Source organism: Marinobacter sp. JSM 1782161, assembly GCF_011421605.1.
Taxonomy (GTDB): domain Bacteria; phylum Pseudomonadota; class Gammaproteobacteria; order Pseudomonadales; family Oleiphilaceae; genus Marinobacter_A; species Marinobacter_A bohaiensis.
The window spans coordinates 2,611,257-2,629,858 of sequence record NZ_WSSA01000002.1 but is presented as its reverse complement, the minus strand read 5'-3'; the positions used below and the strand labels follow the sequence as shown (position 1 = coordinate 2,629,858).

12 protein-coding genes are annotated in these 18,602 nt (G+C 66.3%); 11 read left to right on the top strand and 1 reads right to left on the bottom strand.

The window, feature by feature from the left end; all coding sequences use genetic code 11:
- The first annotated feature begins 207 nt into the window (after positions 1 to 207).
- From GQB00_RS11715 to GQB00_RS11675, 9 genes are all read left to right on the top strand, one after another.
- Positions 208 to 2,631 (top strand): TonB-dependent receptor, encoded by a 2,424-nt coding sequence (locus tag GQB00_RS11715; protein ID WP_416234158.1) that lies wholly within the window; start codon positions 208 to 210, stop codon positions 2,629 to 2,631.
- A gap of 79 nt (positions 2,632 to 2,710) precedes the next feature.
- Positions 2,711 to 4,633 (top strand): phytase, encoded by a 1,923-nt coding sequence (locus GQB00_RS11710; RefSeq protein WP_165856341.1) that lies wholly within the window; start codon positions 2,711 to 2,713, stop codon positions 4,631 to 4,633.
- 3 nt (positions 4,634 to 4,636) lie between these two features.
- Complete coding sequence (locus GQB00_RS11705; RefSeq protein WP_165856340.1) at positions 4,637 to 5,419, top strand: DUF3450 domain-containing protein; 783 nt, start codon at positions 4,637 to 4,639, stop codon at positions 5,417 to 5,419.
- On the top strand, positions 5,419 to 6,837 hold the full coding sequence (locus tag GQB00_RS11700; protein WP_165856339.1) for a MotA/TolQ/ExbB proton channel family protein: 1,419 nt from the start codon (positions 5,419 to 5,421) through the stop codon (positions 6,835 to 6,837). Before GQB00_RS11705 ends, GQB00_RS11700 begins: the two co-directional genes overlap by 1 nt.
- Positions 6,837 to 7,409, top strand: a complete 573-nt coding sequence (locus GQB00_RS11695; RefSeq protein ID WP_165856338.1) for a MotA/TolQ/ExbB proton channel family protein — start codon at positions 6,837 to 6,839, stop codon at positions 7,407 to 7,409. Before GQB00_RS11700 ends, GQB00_RS11695 begins: the two co-directional genes overlap by 1 nt.
- Positions 7,402 to 7,818, top strand: a complete 417-nt coding sequence (locus tag GQB00_RS11690; protein WP_165856337.1) for an ExbD/TolR family protein — start codon at positions 7,402 to 7,404, stop codon at positions 7,816 to 7,818. The genes GQB00_RS11695 and GQB00_RS11690 overlap by 8 nt, the downstream gene beginning before the upstream one ends.
- Positions 7,815 to 8,480 (top strand): energy transducer TonB, encoded by a 666-nt coding sequence (locus GQB00_RS11685; protein ID WP_165856336.1) that lies wholly within the window; start codon positions 7,815 to 7,817, stop codon positions 8,478 to 8,480. The genes GQB00_RS11690 and GQB00_RS11685 overlap by 4 nt, the downstream gene beginning before the upstream one ends.
- 1 nt (position 8,481) lies before the next feature.
- Positions 8,482 to 9,681: a tetratricopeptide repeat protein gene (locus GQB00_RS11680; protein ID WP_165856335.1), complete on the top strand. Its 1,200-nt coding sequence runs from the start codon at positions 8,482 to 8,484 to the stop codon at positions 9,679 to 9,681.
- 34 nt (positions 9,682 to 9,715) lie between these two features.
- Positions 9,716 to 11,725, top strand: coding sequence for a PhoX family protein (locus GQB00_RS11675; protein ID WP_165856334.1), 2,010 nt, complete (start codon positions 9,716 to 9,718; stop codon positions 11,723 to 11,725).
- A gap of 426 nt (positions 11,726 to 12,151) precedes the next feature.
- On the opposite strand, the gene GQB00_RS11670 is transcribed toward GQB00_RS11675, so the two are convergent.
- Positions 12,152 to 14,401, bottom strand: coding sequence for an NADP-dependent isocitrate dehydrogenase (locus GQB00_RS11670; protein WP_165856333.1), 2,250 nt, complete (start codon positions 14,399 to 14,401; stop codon positions 12,152 to 12,154).
- Between the two features lie 781 nt (positions 14,402 to 15,182).
- Here GQB00_RS11670 and GQB00_RS11665 point away from each other — a divergent pair.
- Both GQB00_RS11665 and GQB00_RS11660 read left to right on the top strand, forming a co-directional pair.
- The gene (locus tag GQB00_RS11665) at positions 15,183 to 16,160 is read left to right on the top strand and encodes a TAXI family TRAP transporter solute-binding subunit (protein WP_111493528.1); all 978 of its coding nucleotides are present in this window, start codon (positions 15,183 to 15,185) and stop codon (positions 16,158 to 16,160) included.
- 107 nt (positions 16,161 to 16,267) lie between these two features.
- Positions 16,268 to 18,460 (top strand): TRAP transporter permease, encoded by a 2,193-nt coding sequence (locus GQB00_RS11660; protein WP_165856332.1) that lies wholly within the window; start codon positions 16,268 to 16,270, stop codon positions 18,458 to 18,460.
- Positions 18,461 to 18,602: the final 142 nt, after the last annotated feature.

Below are 18,602 nucleotides of genomic sequence, written 5' to 3'. Positions count from 1 at the left end.
ACATCTGTCCTGCCTAGCGTTGCCGACAGCTCCAACGCCGATGGCCGGATGCGCCGGCCCGTTCAGACACCGAAACGCAAGGACAACCTGATCATGACTTCCCCTTCTGTGACAGCCCGTCCCGCGACCGTTGCGTCATGCCGGCGTGCCCGCCTGTGGCTGGCGGTCGTGGCCTGCAGCCTGCCGCTGACAGCGCCGGCCCAGACCATGGCGTCCGACGACGCCGCCAGGTCCGGTGGTCAATCCAGCGGTGACCAATCCAGTAGTGAGCAATCCAGCGCCGCGAGTGATACCACCGCCCTGGAAACCATCACGGTGGTGGGCCAGGCCGCACGCATCCGCTCCGCCCTCAACCAGCAGCGCGAGGCGGAAAACCTGGAAACCGTGGTCAACTCCGACGCCATCAACGCCTTGCCGGACAAGAACGTGTCCGAATCGCTGCAGCGCCTGCCCGGCCTGTCGGTGGAGCGGGATCAGGGGGAAGGGCGCTTCGTGCGGGTGCGCGGCACCAGTGCTGACCTCAACACGGTGACCGTCAACGGCACCCAGCTGCCGGCGCCGGAAGCCGACCGTCGTGCGGTGGCGCTGGATGTGCTGCCATCCGACCTGCTGTCCTCGCTGGTGGTCACCAAAGCCCTGACGCCGGACATGGACGCCAACTCCATCGGCGGCAACATCGAGCTCAAGAGCGTCTCCGCACTGGACAAGGACCGTCCCTTTTTCAAGGCCAGCGTGGAAGGCAGCTACAACGAGCTGACCGACCAGACCAGCCCCGGCGGCTCGGTGTCCGGCGGTCGCACCTTCGACTTCGACAACGGCCAGCGCCTGGGCGTGGCGGGGGCGCTGAGCTGGGAGAAACGCAAGTTCGGCTCCGAGAATGTGGAAACCGGCGGGGCCTGGGATTTCGACGAGGATCCGGCGACGCTGGAGGAACTGGAGCAGCGGGACTACAACATCACCCGCGAGCGTCTGGGCGCGGCGCTGAACCTGGATTACGAACTCGATCCCGACAACCGGGTGTACCTCCACACCCTCTACAGCCGCTATTCCGACACCGAGGAGCGGTGGGCCCACATTGTCGAGTTCGACGAGCCGCAGACGCCGGGCGAATCCGGCGACGCCGAGGCGGCGCGCGAACTGAAATCCCGCGAGGAGACCCAGGAGATCCTGTCCGCCACCCTGGGCGCCGAGCACCACCTGCGCGACTGGACCATCGAGTACAGTGCCAGTGCCAGCGAAGCGTCGGAAGAGAACCCGGATGAGATCAACGCCACCTTTGCCGGCAACGACACCTTCAGCGGCGTGGGTTACACCGGTACGGTCTCGCCCGACATTAGCGCGCCGGCGTCTTTCTACGCGGCGGATTCCTACACCCTGGACGAGGTCGAGCAGACCGAATCCGACGCCACCGACCGCCAGAACAGCGCCCGGTTCGACATCACCCGCCATCTGTCGATCGACAACAACCCGGCGCGGATCAAGTTCGGCGCCAAGGCCAGCCGGCGCAAAAAGGAAAACGACGAGAACGTCTGGGTCTATGAGGATCTCGATGACGCGAACGCCAACACCGGCGCCAGCGCCCTGCGCTCGATGATCGCCGCGCAGGGGCAAGCCGGCAACGAAGACGAGGAAGGTTCACGGGTCAACGACTATCGCATCGACGAGGACATCAACGCCGGCTACCTCATGGGCAGCATCAACATCCGCGGCCTCAACATCCTGACCGGCGCCCGCTACGAGCACACCGACACCGATGCCCGCGGCACCCGGCTGGAAGACGGCACCTTCAGCGACCGCCGCGTGGAGAACAGCTACGGCAACCTGCTGGGCTACTTCCACACCCGCTACGAGCTGACCGACAGCACCCAGGTCCGCGCCGCCTTCACCCAGTCCATTGCCCGGCCCACGTTCGAGCAGCTCTCGCCGGCCTATGTGATCGACGGCGACGAGGCCGAGTTCGGCAACCCCGACCTGGACCCGATGGAGTCGAACAACATCGACCTGGGGATCGAGCACTACTTCGGCCCGGACAGCGCCGTGTCCGCCTACATCTTCTACAAGGACATCCAGAACTTCGTCTACACCCGCGACCTGGCCGGTACCGGCGACTTCGCCGCCTTCGACGAAGCGATCACCTACCGCAACGGCGAGGACGCCACGCTGCGCGGCCTGGAAGTGGCCATCAACCACAAGTTCAGCCGCCTGCCCGCGCCCTGGAACGGCCTGCTGATCGGTGCCAACGCCGCCTGGACCCGGTCCGATGCGACCATCGAAACCAGTGCCGGTGATCGCGATATCTCCCTGCCCGGCCAGTCCGACACCACCGGCAACCTGACCCTGGGCTACGAGGACGACCGCCTCAGCCTGCGCCTGGCGGGCAACTACAAGTCCGACTACCTGATGGAAGTCAGTGACCCGGACGACGCCCGCTACGACGTCTACCAGGACGATCAGTTCCAGCTCGATTTCAGCGCCGGCTACTTCGTGACCGAGAACCTGCAGGTGCAGTTCGACGCGGTGAACATCACCGACGAGCCCTACTACACCTACGCCGGCAGCTCGGACTACAACGCCCAGTACGAAACTTACGGCCGAACCTACCGGCTGGGACTGACCTACACCAACTTCTGATCCCGATCCCCGGGGAGCCGCGTTCCGGCGCGGTTCCTCGCCAGGGCCGGGCGATCGTTTCACGCACACAGGCAACAACATGATCAACAACCGAAAAGCACAGCTGGCCGGCCTGGCGTCCTCGCTGCTCGCCGTCACGCTGCTTGCAGGATGCGAAAGCCAAACCCGCCAGGATACGTCCACCCGCGCCGACACAGTGGAGAACGTGGCCTGGCAGACCCGCGACCTGGCCGGCGAATGGGCCTACCCGCTGGATTCGGAGCGCTGGCTGAGCGTGGGCGAGGCCAGCGGCATCCGCCTCAGCGACGGCGCCGACACGCTGGATCACCACCCTGTGGCGGCGGAGTACCTGGACCAGCGCGGCGGGCTGTTCGTCAGCTTCGACAGCGCGAGCGGCCGGCTGCTGTTCTATCGCGCGGACGACGCGGCCCTGTCGTTCCAGCCGGTCACCCAGCCAGCCCCGATCAACGATCCCGTGGAGGGCCTGTGCCTGTATCGGGACGCGGACCAGGACCTCTACCTGTTCGTCCTGAGCGAGCTGCACCGGGCCGACCAGTACCGGGTGCGTGAGGATGGCCCGGAGCTGGCGCTGCAACCGGTGCGCAGCCTGCCGATTCCGCCGGAGTCGGCGGGCTGCGCGGTGGACGATCGTTCGGGCAGGCTCTACGTGGCCGAAGCCGGCGTCGGCGTCTGGGGCTACGACGCCGATCCCGAAGCGGCCATCGAACGCACACCAGTGGCCATGGCAACGCCGTTCGGCGATCTGCCGGGCGGACCGGTGGCGCTGGCCGCGGCCCCGGGGCGCCTGTTGGTGCTGGCCGGCGACCGTCTGCAGCTGCGTACGGGCGATACCCGCGACATCGCCCTCGATGGTGCCGAAGCGCCGGAGACCCTGAGCGTGCGTTGGTCGCATGACCGCGCGCAGGTCGCCATTTTCGACGACAGCACCGGCTTCTACCGGAGCGCGGAGCTGGCCGCCCCGGCGCCGTCGGCCGAGCCCGTCGAACGCCTGCCGGCGGTGGCGCCGCTGGTGGAGACCGCGCCCGTACCCAACGCCGGGGACGCGGCCGACGATCCGGCGGTCTGGGTCAACGCTTCGGACCCCGGCGCCAGCCGCGTGCTGGGCACCAATAAGCGCCAGGGTCTGCACGTCTACGACCTGAACGGGCGCGAACGGCAATCCCTGCCGGTGGGTCGCGTGAACAACGTGGACGTGCGCTACGGCGTCGACTACCGCGGCCAGGTTGCCGACGTGGCGGTCGCCAGCAACCGCACCCGCAACAGCCTGAGCCTGTTCGCCATCGAGCGGGACAGCGGCACCGTGGTTCCCGTGGTGGAGCTGGCCACCGACCTGCCGGAAATCTACGGTCTGTGCCTCTACCAGCCGGGGCCGGACCGGCTCTACGCCTTTGCCAACGACAAGTCCGGCCGCTACGTCCAGTACCGTCTGGACCTGACCGAAGACCACTGGGGCGGCGAGGCGGTGCGTGAATTCAGCCTCGACAGCCAGCCGGAAGGCTGCGTCGCCGACGACGACCGGCAACGCCTGTTTGTGGGCGAAGAGGGCTACGGGATCTGGGTGCTGGACGCCGAGCCGGATGGCGACGACCGCCTGACCCTGGTGGATGCGGTGGGCGAGCGCCTGCACGACGACGTGGAGGGCCTGTCGCTCTACGCCGGCGATTACCTGGTGGCTTCCAGCCAGGGCAACAACAGCTACGTGGTCTACGACGCCAAGCCGCCGTTTGCGCCGGTGGGGGGATTCCGTATCGGCGCCAACCACGGCGCCATGATCGACGGCGCCTCGGAGACCGATGGCCTCACCGTGGTGGCCAGCGACCTGGGCGGCCCTTGGAGTGACGGCCTGCTGGTGGTGCAGGACGGTCGCAACGTGCTGCCCGCCGACACCCAGAACTTCAAGCTGGTGCCCTGGCGCGCGGTGCGCGAGACCCTGGGCCTGCCCGCTCATGACGGCCCGGCGTTGTCCGGACAAGGAGACTAGCCTGTGAATATTGGCCCATCCCGCCCCATAACCCTCCGGCTGGTTGCCGCCCTGCTGGTGCTGGGCAGCGCCGGGGTGCCGGCGGCGGACCTGGCGGATGTCGACCGCCAGGCCCAGGCCCGGGTGCAGCAGAACCAGGCCGCCGAACGCCAGGTGACCGAGGTCGCCGGCCAGACCCGCTCGATGGAGCTGGAATACCGCCAGTTGCTGGCGGAGCTGGACCAGGTGCAGCAGTACAACACGCTGCTGCAGACCCAGGTGGACAGCCAGAGCGCCGAGCTGGCCGACATCCAGGCCTCCATCGAATCCTCCGCCGGCCTGGAGAAGCGCCTGTTGCCGCTGGTGACGGACATGATCGATGGCCTGGACCGCTTCGTCGGCCTGGACCGGCCGTTCCTGCTGGATGAACGCAAGGCGCGCGTCGACGCCCTGCGCGCCAGCCTGGAAGACCCGGGCGATGCCCTGGCCGCGACCCTGCGCAAGGTGTTCGCCGCCTACGACGCCGAAGCCGACTACGGCCGCACCCTGGAAACCTATCGCGACCGCATTGCCCTGGGCGACGGCGAACGGGAGGTGGAGATCCTGCGCTTCGGCCGGGTGGCGCTGCTTTACCGAAGCCTTGATCACCAGGCGCTGGGCGCCTGGAATCCGGACAGTGCACAGTGGCAGCCGCTGGACGCCGGTGTCTGGGACCGGCGCTTCGAAAACGCCCTGCGCGTGGCCCGCAAACAGACCGCGCCGGACCTGCTGGCCATGCCGGTGTTCAACATCGAGGAGGGCGAGTGATGAAAACCCTGTCCCGCATTCTGATCTGCGCCTGCCTTCTAGGGGCTGGTTCCACGGCGCTGGCGCAGGAGGACGCCCTGTCCCTGGACGGGTTGCTGGACTCCATCCAGCAGGCCTCCCGGGAAGACAGCCGCCTCAACCAGCAGCGGCTGGCGCGCTTCCGGGCCGAGCAGTCGGACCAGGCGGCGCAGCTGGAGGCGTTGCGGGCTGAGCTGCAACAGGCCCGGGCGCGTAGCGAGTCGCTGGAGCAGGCGTTTGAGGACAACGCCACCGATCTGCAGAGCCAGCGCGCTGAGCTGAAACGGACGCTGGGCGACCTGCAGGAGCTGTTCGGCGTGCTGGGCCAGGCGGCCAGCCAGGCCCGCGCCCGGTTCCAAGATTCTCCCAGCCAGGTGCAGTTTCCGGAACGGACCGACTTCCTGGCGACCTTCTCGCAGCAGTTGGAGAACACCAACCGTCTGCCGGCCCTGGCGGACATCCGCCGGCTCTGGTTCGAGATCCAGCGGGGTATCGTCGAGTCCGGCCGGGTGGTGCGCTTCGAGGCGCCGGTGGTGGGCCTGGACGGCACGACCGAGGACAGGACCGTGGTCCGCGCCGGCCCCTTCAACGTGTTTGCCGACGGCCACTACATCCAGTATTCCCCGGCCACCGGTCAGCTCAACGCCCTGGCGCGCCAGCCGGGCAGCGGGTACGCCACGCTGGCGGCGGACGCCAGGCCGGAGGGCGAGCCTGTGGTCGCCGCGCTGGATCCGGCCCGCGGCCAGCTGCTGGACATGCTGTTGCAGTCGCCCAGTGTGACCGAGCGGATCGGGCAGGGGGGCGTTGTCGGTTACATCATCCTGGGGCTGGGCGCACTGGCGCTGCTGGTGGCTCTGGAGCGGCTGCTGGTGCTGGGTGTGATGGGCGCGAAGGTCGCGCGCCAGGCGCGCCACCCGACTGCGCCGGGCAACAATCCCCTGGGCCGTATCCTGCAGGCGGCGCAGCGCTACCGCCACCGCTCGCCGGAGGTGCTGGAAACCGCCATGGGCGAGGCCATGCTGCGGGAACGGCCGCTCATCCAGCGCGGGCTGGGCTTTATCAGGATCATCGCCGCCGTGGCGCCGTTGCTGGGCCTGCTGGGAACCGTGGTGGGCATGATCCTCACCTTCCAGTCGATCACCCTGTTCGGCAACAGCGATCCCAAGATGATGGCCGGCGGTATTTCCCAGGCGCTGGTGACCACCGTGCTGGGGCTGGCGGTGGCGATCCCGGTCCTGCTGCTGCATACCCTGGTGGCGGCGCGCTCGCGCTCGGTCTGGCAGGTGCTGGAGGAACAGGCGGCGGGGCTGATCGCCGAGCAGCTGCTGCCGGCGGCCGACGCGGTACCGACCGGCCCGGCGCGCCGTCCGCACCCGGCAACCGAGCCGCTGGAGGGATGATGCCTGACCTGTCTTCCGCGCTGATCCAGCCGCTGGCGGCCTTTCTCAACCAGGGCGGTCCGGTGATGTGGGTGATCGCCCTGGTGACCGTGCTGCTCTGGGCGCTGATCCTGGAACGGGCGATCTACCTGCTCTGGCCCCATCGCCGCTTCGAGCGCCAGGTGCTGCAACTCTGGGCCAGCCTGCCGGCGGCGGACGCCTGGGTCAGGGACCGCCTGCGGGCGCGGCTGGTGTCGATCGTCGACCAGCGCCTGCAACGCGGTATCCCGATGATTCGCTCGCTGGTGGCGGTCTGCCCGCTGCTGGGCCTGCTGGGGACGGTCACCGGCATGCTCGTGGTGTTCGACGTGCTGGCGTTCACCGGCACCGGCAACGCCCGCGCCATGGCCGACGGTGTGTCCCGGGCCACCCTGCCGACCCTGGCGGGGATGGCCGTCAGCCTGAGCGGGCTGATCACCGTGATGATGCTGCAACGCCAGATTCGTGTACGGCGCCAGCGCCTGGACCGGCGACTGGCCGCCGGTGACTTGCCCCCAGTTCATGCCGCCCCGGAGGGCGTTGCCCATGCGTAGATTTGCCTGGAACGAAGCCGAAGACAGCGCCGATACCGGCATCGACGTCACCCCCATGCTGGATGTGGTGTTCATCCTGCTGATTTTTTTCCTGGTCACCGCCTCGTTCGTGCGCGAGACCGGCATCGAGGTGAACCGGCCCGAGGCCACCACCGCCGAGTCCCGCGAGGACGCCGCCATTCTGGTGGCCATCGACGCCAGCAACCGCATCTGGATCGACCAGCGCCAGGTGGACCCCGCCGCACTGACCGCCAACGTGTCGCGGCTGCACGCGGAGAACCCGCGTGGCACCGTCGTGATCCAGTCCGACGCCGCTGCCACCACGGACACCCTGGTCCGCGTGATGGACGCCACCCGCCGGGCCGGCGTGAGCGATATCGCCCTGGCCACCCAGGGGAACGGGCAATGACCGCGGCGGCCAGCATCCAACAGCGATTGCAGACCGGTCCGCGTGTGCCAGTCGCGCTGCTGGCGCTGATCGGCGGTGTGCTGGCCTGCGTGCTGCTGGTGTCCGGCATCCGCGTGCTGGTGGCGGTGGATGGCGCCGACGGTGACGAACCGCGTAGCGGCAGCCGGCTGGACTTCGTGCGTCTGCCGCCGCCTACGGAAGCGCCGCAGCCCCGAGAGCAACCCGACCCACCGCCCAAACCCGAACCCACGCCCACGACGCCCTCGATGCCGGTCATGGCCGCGCCGGCGGCGCCCCGCGCGGAGTTGCCGCCCATCGACGTGCCCGGCATCGACCGGTTCGCGGTGGACGGCTCCGGCTTCAACCTGGGGCAGCGCCAGGCGGGGGAGTTCCAGCCGCTGGTCAAAATCGCGCCGGTCTATCCCGGCCGGGCGCTGAACCGCGGGGTGGAGGGCGACTGTACGGTCCGTTACACCGTCACGCCGCAGGGCACAGTGACCGACGTGGCGGTGGTCGAGGACGCCTGCGACAGCTACCTGTTCGAGACCCCCTCCATCGACGCGGCCCGGCGGTTTCGCTACCAGCCACGGATGGTGAACGGCGAAGCGGTGGCCGTGCAGGGCGTGCGCAACAAGTTCGAATTTCGCATACAGGAGCAGTGAGATGACGCCTTCCCGTTGGCTGGCCTGCGTCGCCGGCCTCCTGCTGCTGCTCGGGACGACGCCGACCCAGGCCCAGGCAAACGCCATGCGCGAGTCGGTGTACAACGGCTTGGAAAAGGCCCGCGACCAGGTCGGCCAGTCGCGGTACCCGGCGGCGATGGCCGCGCTGGAGCGCCTGGCCGGACTGGACGACCTGAGCGGCTACGAGCGGGCCCAGATCTTCAACCTGCGGGGCTATGCCCTGAGCCGGCAGGGCCGCTCGGCCGCGGCGGTCAAACGCTACGAACGCCTGGTGGCCATCCCCGGCTTGCCCGACGCCCTGCTCCAGAGTGCTCGGCGCAACCTGGCGCAGCTCGCTTACCAACTCGAGCGCTACGAACAGGCCCTGACCTGGCTGGATGCGCTGCCGCCGTCGGTGCTGGCAGACGACATCCCGCTCCAGCGTCTGCGTGCCCATTGTCTCTACCTGCTGGAGGCGTACGCCGACGCCGCCGCACAGCTGGAGAAAACCGTCGCCCAGCAGCCTGAAGAGGCGTCACTCAACCTGTTGCGCGCGGCATACCAGCAGTTGGGGGACTACGCGTCCGCCGCCGACACCCTGGAACGGTTGGTCGACCGCTACCCCAAAACCGACTACCTGCGTGCGCTCGCCACCCTGTACGGGATGCTCGACCAGCCGCGCCGGCAGCTGGGCCTATTGGCGTCGTTGCACAGCCAGGACGCCCTCGATGCCCCGCAAGAGTGGCAGGCGCTGGCCAGTTTGTATCTGCAGCAGGACATGCCCTGGCGCGCGGCGCGGCTGATGGCCTCCGGCATCGAGCGCGGCCAGCTTGCAGCCAGCGTCGAGAACCGCCGCTACCTGGCCCAGGCCTGGTTCCAGGCCAACGAGAACGATCAGGCGTTGGCCGTGTTGGAGGATCTGGCCCGATCCACCGACGACGGCGCCGCCGAGATGCTGATGGGGCGTACCTACCTGCGCCAGTTGCGCTGGGCCGAGGCCGCCGGGGCCTTCGAACAGGCCCTGGCGGAACAGGTGGACGACCGGGCCCGCGCCAACCTGCTGCTGGGCGTGGCCCGCCTGCGCGCGAATCGACTCGGGGCGGCCCGTCAGGCGCTGGCCCGGGCCGCCAACGACCCTTCAACCCGATCCGCGGCGCAGCAATGGCTGACCTTCCTCGACCAACGCGTCGCCGCCCACTAACGCGAGTCGGCCCGAGCCGAACAAGGAGACCCTGATGAGCCTGATCCATTCGAACCCCGCGTCCGACGCGGATTATCACGACGCCATCGAGCGTGTGGACGACACGCCGGACCACACCAGCGCCGAGCCAGGTCTGGACCAGGTGATCGGCCGCTCCCGCCGCCGGTTCCTGCAGGGTGGCCTGGGCGCCGCGGTGGGCGCTTTCTTCCTGGGTGGTGTGCCGGCGCCGCGCGCCGAGGCCGCCCAGGCGCACACCCTGTTCCCGGGGCTGGCGGACGGCCACATCGGTTTCAAACCGCTGCCGCCAATGCTGGATCCGGATTTCGACCGTGTGCGGGTGCCGGACGGTTACCGGGCCGAACGCTTTTTCTCCTGGGGCGATCCGGTGGTTAAGGGCGCGACCGCCTGGAAGGCCGATGCGTCGGACGACTGGCGCGCCCAGGCCAAACAGGCCGGCCAGAACAACGACGGCATGGCCTACTTCCCGTTTCCGGAGGCGCCCAACGACCACGGTCTGCTGGTGATGAACCACGAGTACATCAACCCGACCCTGCATCCCGGCGGCTTTACGTCCAGCGCGTCGGACGATGGCCGTATCAGCCGGCCCGAAGCGGAAGTGAAGAAGGAGCAGGCCGCTCACGGCGTGAGCGTGATCGAGGTGCGCCGCGACGCGGACGGCCATTGGCAGCAGGTTAGCGACTCCCGCTTCGGACGCCGCATCACCGCCACCACACCCATCGCCATCAGCGGGCCGATGCGTGGCGCGGAGGCCATGAAAACCGCCAGTGATCCCGCCGGCGAGACCATTCTCGGCACCCTCAACAACTGCTCCATGGGCGCCACGCCCTGGGGCACCTATCTGGCCTGCGAGGAGAACTGGAAGAATTACTTCGTCAACCGCGACCCCGAGGATTACGAGCGCCGCATCGGTCATAAGCGCTACGGCGTGGCCAGTGGCCAGAACAGCGAGTACTACGCCTGGGAAAGCGTGGATGCCCGCTTCAACGCCACGCCCGACGACGACCAGCCGCACCAGGGCCACGTCAACGAGACCAACCGTTTCGGCTGGGTGGTGGAGATCGATCCGTTCGATCCGGACAGCCAGCCGCGCAAATGCACGGCCATGGGCCGGCTGGTCCGCGAGTGCGCCACGGTGGCGGTGGACGACGACGGCACCATGGCTGTCTATTCCGGCGACGACACCCGGGGTGAGTACGTCTACAAGTATGTGCCCGCCGGCCGCTATCGCCAGGGCGACACGGCGGGTCAGCGTCGACTGCTCGACGAAGGTACCTTGTACGTGGCGGTGTTCCATGAAGACGGCCGCGGCGAATGGCGCGCCCTGCGCCACGGTAACCTGGGGCTGACCGCCCGCAACGGCTTCTTCAGCCAGCAGGACGTGCTGGTCAACGCCCGCGCGGCGGCGGACGTGCTGGGGGCGACGCCCATGGACCGGCCGGAATGGGTGGCGGTGCACCCCCACTCGAAAGACGTCTACGTGACCCTGACCAACAACAAGCATCGCGGCAACAAACCGGACCAGCCGGTGGACGCCGCCAACCCGCGCCCGACCAACCTGCACGGCCAGATCGTGCGCTGGCGCGAGCAGGGCGGTCGGCTGGACGCCACCGAATTCACCTGGGAGGTATTCCTGTTGGCCGGCGACCGGCCTGAAGCGGGCAGCCCGGACCACCTGACCGGCACCATCAAGGGGGACATCTTTTCCTCGCCGGACGGTCTCTGGTTCGATCCGCAAGGGCGGCTCTGGATTCAGACCGACTATGGCGATGACGACGCGCAGAACGCCAACATGGGGACCAACCAGATGCTGTGCGCCGATCCCGCCACCCGCGAGGTGAAGCGATTCCTGGTGGGGCCGCGCGGTTGCGAGGTCACCGGGGTCACCGGCACGCCGGACGGGCGCACCCTGTGGGTCAATATCCAGCATCCCGGCGGCAGCTTCCCGGCCTCCGACGGCCAGACCCGGCCCCGGTCGTCGACGATGCTGGTGACCAGGGACGATGGCGGGGTGATCGGGACCTGAGTTCTTGGGAGATCGTCGGGCCCTTCTTGCGGGAAGGCAACGGCCACGCGACCTTGTCGCCGAAGCTTGAGCTTCGGAGCTGCTGGAGGGCTTTTACCGGGCCGTAGGTCAGGGCAGGCCGCTGGCCTGCTCGGAAGCTGAAGCTCCCGCTACATGGACGGAGTTCACTGCCGTTCTGGTGGATTGTGTCGGCATGGTGTGGATGAGCTTGAGGCGCAGGTTCTAATGTAGCCGAAGCTTTAGCTTCGGAGCCGGCGGAAGCCTGCCGGAGGGCTTGTGCCGGGCCATAGATCGGGGCAGGCCGTTGGCCTGCTCGGAAGCTGAAGCTCCCGCTACATGGACGGAGTGTTCCTGATTTGGAAGTACGGCAGACACAAAAAAGCCCGGTCGGGTTTCCCCGGCCGGGCTTTCTGTTTCAGGCGGCGCTTACGAGTTCTTGGCCGCTTCGCCTGCCTTGGCGAGGATGCCGTTGAGCGTTTCGCTCGGCTGCATCACGGCGCAGACCTTGTCGGACGGCGCGTGGTAGTAGCCGCCGATGTCCGCCGGATTGCCCTGGATGACGGTCATCTCTTCCAGGATCTTGTCCTTGTTGGACTCCAGCTCCTTGGACAGGTTGGCGAAGAAGTCGCGCAGCTTGGGATCCTCGTCCTGCTTGGACAGTGCTTCCGCCCAGTAGCGGGCCAGGTGGAAGTGGCTGCCGCGGTTGTCCAGCTCGCCGGTCTTGCGTGACGGCGACTGGTTGTTTTCCAGCAGGCGCTCGGTGGCCTTGTCCAGGGTCTGGCCCAGCAGACGGGCGCGGGCGTTGTCTTCCTTCTCGCCCAGCTCGTCCAGGGAGACCGCGATGGCCAGGAACTCGCCCAGGGAATCCCAACGCAGGTGGTTTTCCTCGATCAGCTGCTGTACGTGCTTGGGCGCGGAACCGCCGGCGCCGGTTTCGTACAGGCCACCGCCGTTGAGCAGCGGCACGATGGACAGCATCTTGGCGCTGGTGCCCAGTTCCAGGATCGGGAACAGGTCGGTCAGGTAGTCACGCAGCACGTTGCCGGTCACGGAGATGGTGTCCAGACCGCGGATCAGGCGCTCCATGGTCCAGCGGATGGCGCGGACCGGGGACATGATGCGGATGTCCAGGCCGTCGGTGTCGTGATCCTTGAGGTAGGTCTCGACCTTCTTGATCAGCTGCGCGTCGTGGGCACGCTCGTCGTCCAGCCAGAACACCGCCGGCATGCCGGTGGCGCGGGCGCGGTTGACGGCCAGCTTGACCCAGTCGCGGATCGGCAGATCCTTGGTCTGGCAGGCGCGCCAGATGTCGCCCTTCTCGACGTTGTGCTCGGTCAGGACGGTGCCGTCGGCATCGACGATGCGCACGGTGCCGTCTTCGGGGATTTCGAAGGTCTTGTCGTGGGAGCCGTACTCTTCGGCCTTCTGCGCCATCAGGCCCACGTTCGGCACGGTACCCATCTTGGTCGGGTCGAAGGCGCCGTGGGTCTTACAGAAGTTGATCACTTCCTGGTAGATGGTGGCGTAGGTGGACTCCGGCATGACCGCCTTGGTGTCCTTCAGCTTGCCGTCGCGGGCCCACATCTTGCCGGAGTTACGGATCATGGCCGGCATGGAGGCGTCGACGATCACGTCACTGGGCACGTGCAGGTTGGTGATGCCCTTGACGGAATCGACCATGGCGATTTCCGGACGGTGCTCGTAGCAGGCGTGCAGGTCTTCCTGGATTTCCTCCTGCTTGGACTCCGGCAGCTGCTTGATCTTCTCGACGACGGAAGACAGGCCGTTGTTCGGGTTGACGCCGATCTCGTCGAACAGGTCGCCGTACTTGTCGAACAGCTCCTTGTAGAAAATCTTCACCGCGTGACCGAACACGATCGGGTGGGAGATCTTCATCATGGTCGCCTTGACGTGCAGGGAGAACATGACGCCGGTGTTCTGGCAGTCCTCGATGGCATCGGCGAAGAACTTGCGCAGCGCCTTGCAGCTCATGAACATGCCGTCGAGCACTTCGCCTTCCTGCAGGGCCAGGTCGGACTTCAGCACGGTCTGCTTGCCGGCCTTGTTCTCGAAGACGATGTTGACGCTGGTGGCCTTGTCCAGGGTCAGGGACTGTTCACTGGAGTAGAAGTCACCACCGCGCATGTGGGCCACGTGGGTGCGTGACGCCGGGCTCCATTCGCCCATGCTGTGCGGGTACTTGCGGGCGAACGCCTTGACCGCGGCCGGGGCGCGACGGTCGGAGTTGCCTTCCCGCAGGACCGGATTAACGGCACTGCCCAGGACCTTGGCGTAACGCGCGGTGACGTCCTTCTCCTCGTCGGTCTCCGGGTGTTCCTTGTACTCGGGAACGTCGAAGCCCTGCTCGTTCAGCTCCTTGATCGCCGCGCGCAGCTGCGGAATCGAGGCACTGATGTTCGGCAGCTTGATGATGTTGGCGTGCGGGTTCTTGGTGTATTCACCCAGCTCGGCCAGGTGGTCCGGCACTTTCTGGTCGTCGTTCAGACGCTCCGGGAAAGCCGCCAGGATACGGGCCGCCAGGGAAATGTCGCTGGTTTCGAAGTCGATGCCGGCCGGCTTGGCAAAGGTCTCCAGGATCGGCAGGAGAGAGCGGGTGGCCAGGGCGGGAGCTTCGTCCGTCAGGGTATAGATAATCTTGGATTTGGATTCTGTCATGTTTCGTCTTCAGGTCGTCGTTGTGGGTCAGGACGGATGGTTCAGATGCGGCCTTGTGGGCTGCATCCGCTGGTAGTCATCAGGGTGAACCGGGGAGCTGTTCAGAAACTCCCAGTACCAGGAAACCGCTGAAAACGTCCTGCCCGACGCGGGAAAACGTCAGGGCGTTTTCAGAGACTCCCTACACTTCGGACCACCCCCATTCGTACCATAACTGCCGTCGATTTGTTCACGTTACGCGTAATCTAGTAGCCAAACGTATAGGTCGCAAATAGCTACACGTTGTCGCATTCCTTGGCTGGGACAGGCCTCATTGCCCGTACAGGATGGCGTCAAGAGATGACGCGCCGGTTGTGGCCGGATCCGGTCTGTCAGGGGGACAGCGCTGTCCGTGACAGGCTTTCGGGGGATGGTGCTTGGGATCCGGTGTCGCCAACCGGAGTCGTATTGTAGCGAAAACAGCGCATTTTGGGGATGGGGTTGGCTGAACGGCCGGTAATTGGCCTTTGCCAAGGTCATGTCTTTGCCGGATCCATGTGTGGGTTTCTACCCATTGGTCCGGAAAGTCTGGGTGAAATGTCACCCATTGGCGGTGAGTGGTCTATTATGCCCATAGCCTGCCAGGCCCGAAAAGTCGCGAATTCTACTGACCTGGCCCGTTGCTTGCTGAGCTACTGACTGCTGATAGAGGACCTGCGCAGGCCTCGAAGATTCACGTCGTCGGAGCTGGCTGTTCCGGCGCGTCATGCATAACGACAATGACAGTACAGGAGTAAGAATAATGAAAGCGCAATCCCTGCTGGCGGCGACGTTCGCCTCTGCACTGATCGTATCCGGTTCCGTTTCGGCCCAGGATCGTTCCGACTGGCCGGAAAAATTCACCGTCGGCACGGCGAGTCAGGGCGGTACCTATTTCGCCTACGGTTCGGGCTGGGCGCACTACATCTCCGAAAGCCTGGGCGTGTCCGGCGGTGCTGAAATCACCGGTGGACCGATGCAGAACATGGCGCTGGTCCACACCGGCGACCTGAAGTTCGGCCTGACCACCCTGGGGCCCGCCCAGGAATCCATCGACGGCAACAGCCCGCTGGCGCCGGGAATGAAGATGGACAACGTCTGCGCCATGTTCCCCATGTACCAGACCCCGTTCTCCGTCACGGCCCTGTCCAGCTCTGGTATCACCTCCATCTCCGACATTCCGGATGGCGCCAAGATCGGTTTCGGCCCGGCCGGCTCCACCTCGGACACCTACTTCCCGAAGATGATGGATACCCTGGGCGTGAACTACGAGCGTCGTAACGGCAGCTGGTCCGACCTCGGCGGTCAGCTCCAGGACGGCCTGATCGACGTGGTGGCGTTTGCCGCCGGTATTCCCATCCCGGCCGTGAGCCAGCTGGAAGTCCAGACTGACGTCAACATCATCGGCATGACCGACGCCGAGCGTCAGAAGATCATCGACAACTTCCCGGTGGCCGAGTTCAACATTCCGTCCGGTACCTACCAGTCGCTGGAAGGCGAGTCCCACGTGGTGTCCATGTGGAACTTCTCCATCGTCAACTGTGATATGCCGGAAGACTTTGTCTACGAAATCACCAAGCTGACCATGGAAAACAACGACAAGATGGTAGGCATCCACAAGGCCGCCAAGTCCACCATCCCCGAGAACTACAGCAAGAACACTGTTCTGCCGTGGCACCCGGGTGCGGCTCGTTGGTTCAATGAGAACGGCTACGACATCGACGATAGCCAGATCAAGTAAGCGTTCCACGGGAATCGTGACTTGACCGGACCGGCCACGAGGCCGGTCCTTTTCTTCAGGCTGTTGGCCGCCTTCCGGCCACTCTTCTTTCCCGATCAGGTTGCATCATGACTACTGATAACTCCAACAAGGATCAGGCGCCGGTCAACCCGGACGACGATCACATGCTGGCCCATGGAGTGGACGACGAACCGGTTGAACCCAATCGCCGACTCTACTCCGGCTGGGTGCTGAAGGTGGTGAGCGCGCTCGCCATCCTGTACTCGGCGTTTCACCTGTACACATTGAACATTGCGCCCCTGGAAACGTGGTCGTTCCGTATCGTCCACGTGTGCGGCGCGCTGATTCTCGGCTTCATCCTCTACACCGGCGCGCGTTTCGTGTCCGAGCAGGAGGGTGAGGCCCGTCATCGCTGGACCACCTGGCTGGCCGCGGTCTTTCTGCTGCCGGCGTTGTACGCCCTGTACCAGACGTTCAATTTCCACCAGATGATTGCCGGCGGCACCATGCGCCTGCCGCCGGAGCTGGAAAGCTGGCACTTTGGCTGGCCGCTGCTGGCCGCCACCGCCGGCGGTATCGTGCTGAGCTGGTTCCACCAGCGCCAGCGCTCGCTGTTCAGCCTGCCGGACCTGGTGCTGATCCTGTGTTCCGTGGCCAGCGCGGTCTACTTCCTGGAGGTCTACAACACCTCCATGCGCATGAGCACGGGCACCTCGTTTGCGCCCATCGGCATTTCCTTCGCGGCCATTGCCGGCACCGCCCTGATCATGGAAATGACCCGCCGGGTCGCCGGTCTGGCGCTGGTTGTCATCGCCCTGATCTTCCTCGGCTACGTCTTCGCCGGGCCGTACATGCCGGGCTTCCTGGGGTATCCGGGGCTGTCGGTGCAGCGTTTCTTCAGCCAGGTCTACACCGACGCCGGCGTACTGGGGCCGACCACGGCGGTGTCTTCCACCTACATCATCCTGTTCATCATCTTTGCCGCCTTCCTGCAGGCGTCGAAAGTCGGTGATTACTTCGTCAACTTCGCCTTCGCTTGCGCCGGTCGCTCCCGCGGCGGCCCCGCCAAGGTGTCGATTTTCGCCTCCGGCCTGATGGGCATGATCAACGGCACCAGTGCCGGTAACGTGGTCTCCACCGGCTCGCTGACCATCCCGCTGATGAAACGGGTGGGCTACAGCAAGCAGACTTCCGGCGCGGTGGAAGCCGCCGCCTCCACCGGCGGGCAGATCATGCCGCCGATCATGGGTGCCGGCGCCTTCATCATGGCCGAGATTACCGGCATCCCGTACACCGAGATCGCCATCGCCGCGATCATCCCGGCGATCCTGTACTTCGCCTCGGTGTTCTTCATGGTGGACTTCGAGGCCGCCAAGCTGGGCATGCGCGGCATGCGCTCCGACGAGCTGCCCAAGCTGTCGAAGCTGATCAAGCAGATCTATCTGTTCGTGCCCATCGTCATCCTGGTGGTGGCGCTGTTCATGGGCTATTCGGTGATCCGCGCCGGCACCCTGGCCACCGTGTCCGCGGTGGTGGTGAGCTGGCTGTCGCCGCACAAGATGGGCATCCGCTCGATCCTGCACGCGCTGGAACTGGCCGGCATCATGTCGATCCAGATCATCGCCGTGTGTGCCTGTGCCGGTGTCATCGTTGGTGTCATCTCGCTGACCGGCGTGGGCGCGCGTTTCTCCGCGCTGCTGCTGGGCGTGGCCGAGCACAGCCAGCTGCTGGCGCTGGTGTTCGCCATGTTCATTTCCATCCTGCTGGGGATGGGGATGCCGACGACGGCCGCCTACGCCGTGGCCGCCTCCGTGGTGGCGCCGGGTCTGGTGCAGTTGGGCATCGAGCCGCTGACCGCGCACTTCTTCGTGTTCTACTTCGCGGTGGTCTCGGCCATCACGCCGCCGGTGGCGCTGGCCTCCTACGCGGCGGCGGGGATATCCGGCGCCAACGCCATGCAGACGTCGGTGGCCTCGTTCCGCATTGGCCTGGCGGCGTTCATCGTGCCCTTCATGTTCTTCTACAACGGGGCACTGCTGATGGATGCCAGCTGGCTGGCCATCGGTCGCTCGCTGATCACCGCCGGTTTCGGTGTCTACCTGCTGTCCGGTGCGGTGCAGGGTTGGATCTTCCAGGCCTTCGCGCCCTGGTTCACCCGTCTCCTGCTGTTGTCGGCCGCGCTGCTGATGATTGCCGGTGGCTGGGTCTCCGACCTGGCGGGCATCGCCCTGGCCGTGGTCACCTACCTGCTGCAGAAGCAGCGGGGACCGGGGCATGGCCAGGCAGCCGAGGCGTCCTGATTCCGGCGTGACCTCATGCCCGTCCCCGAACGACCGGTCGGCGTCAGCCGGCCGGTCGTTTCTTTTGCGCCTGCCGCTGCGCCGGCTATTGTTCCCATCCCGCCTCAAGAGTAGGCTTGCTCCGGACTTTCAGGAGCAGGCA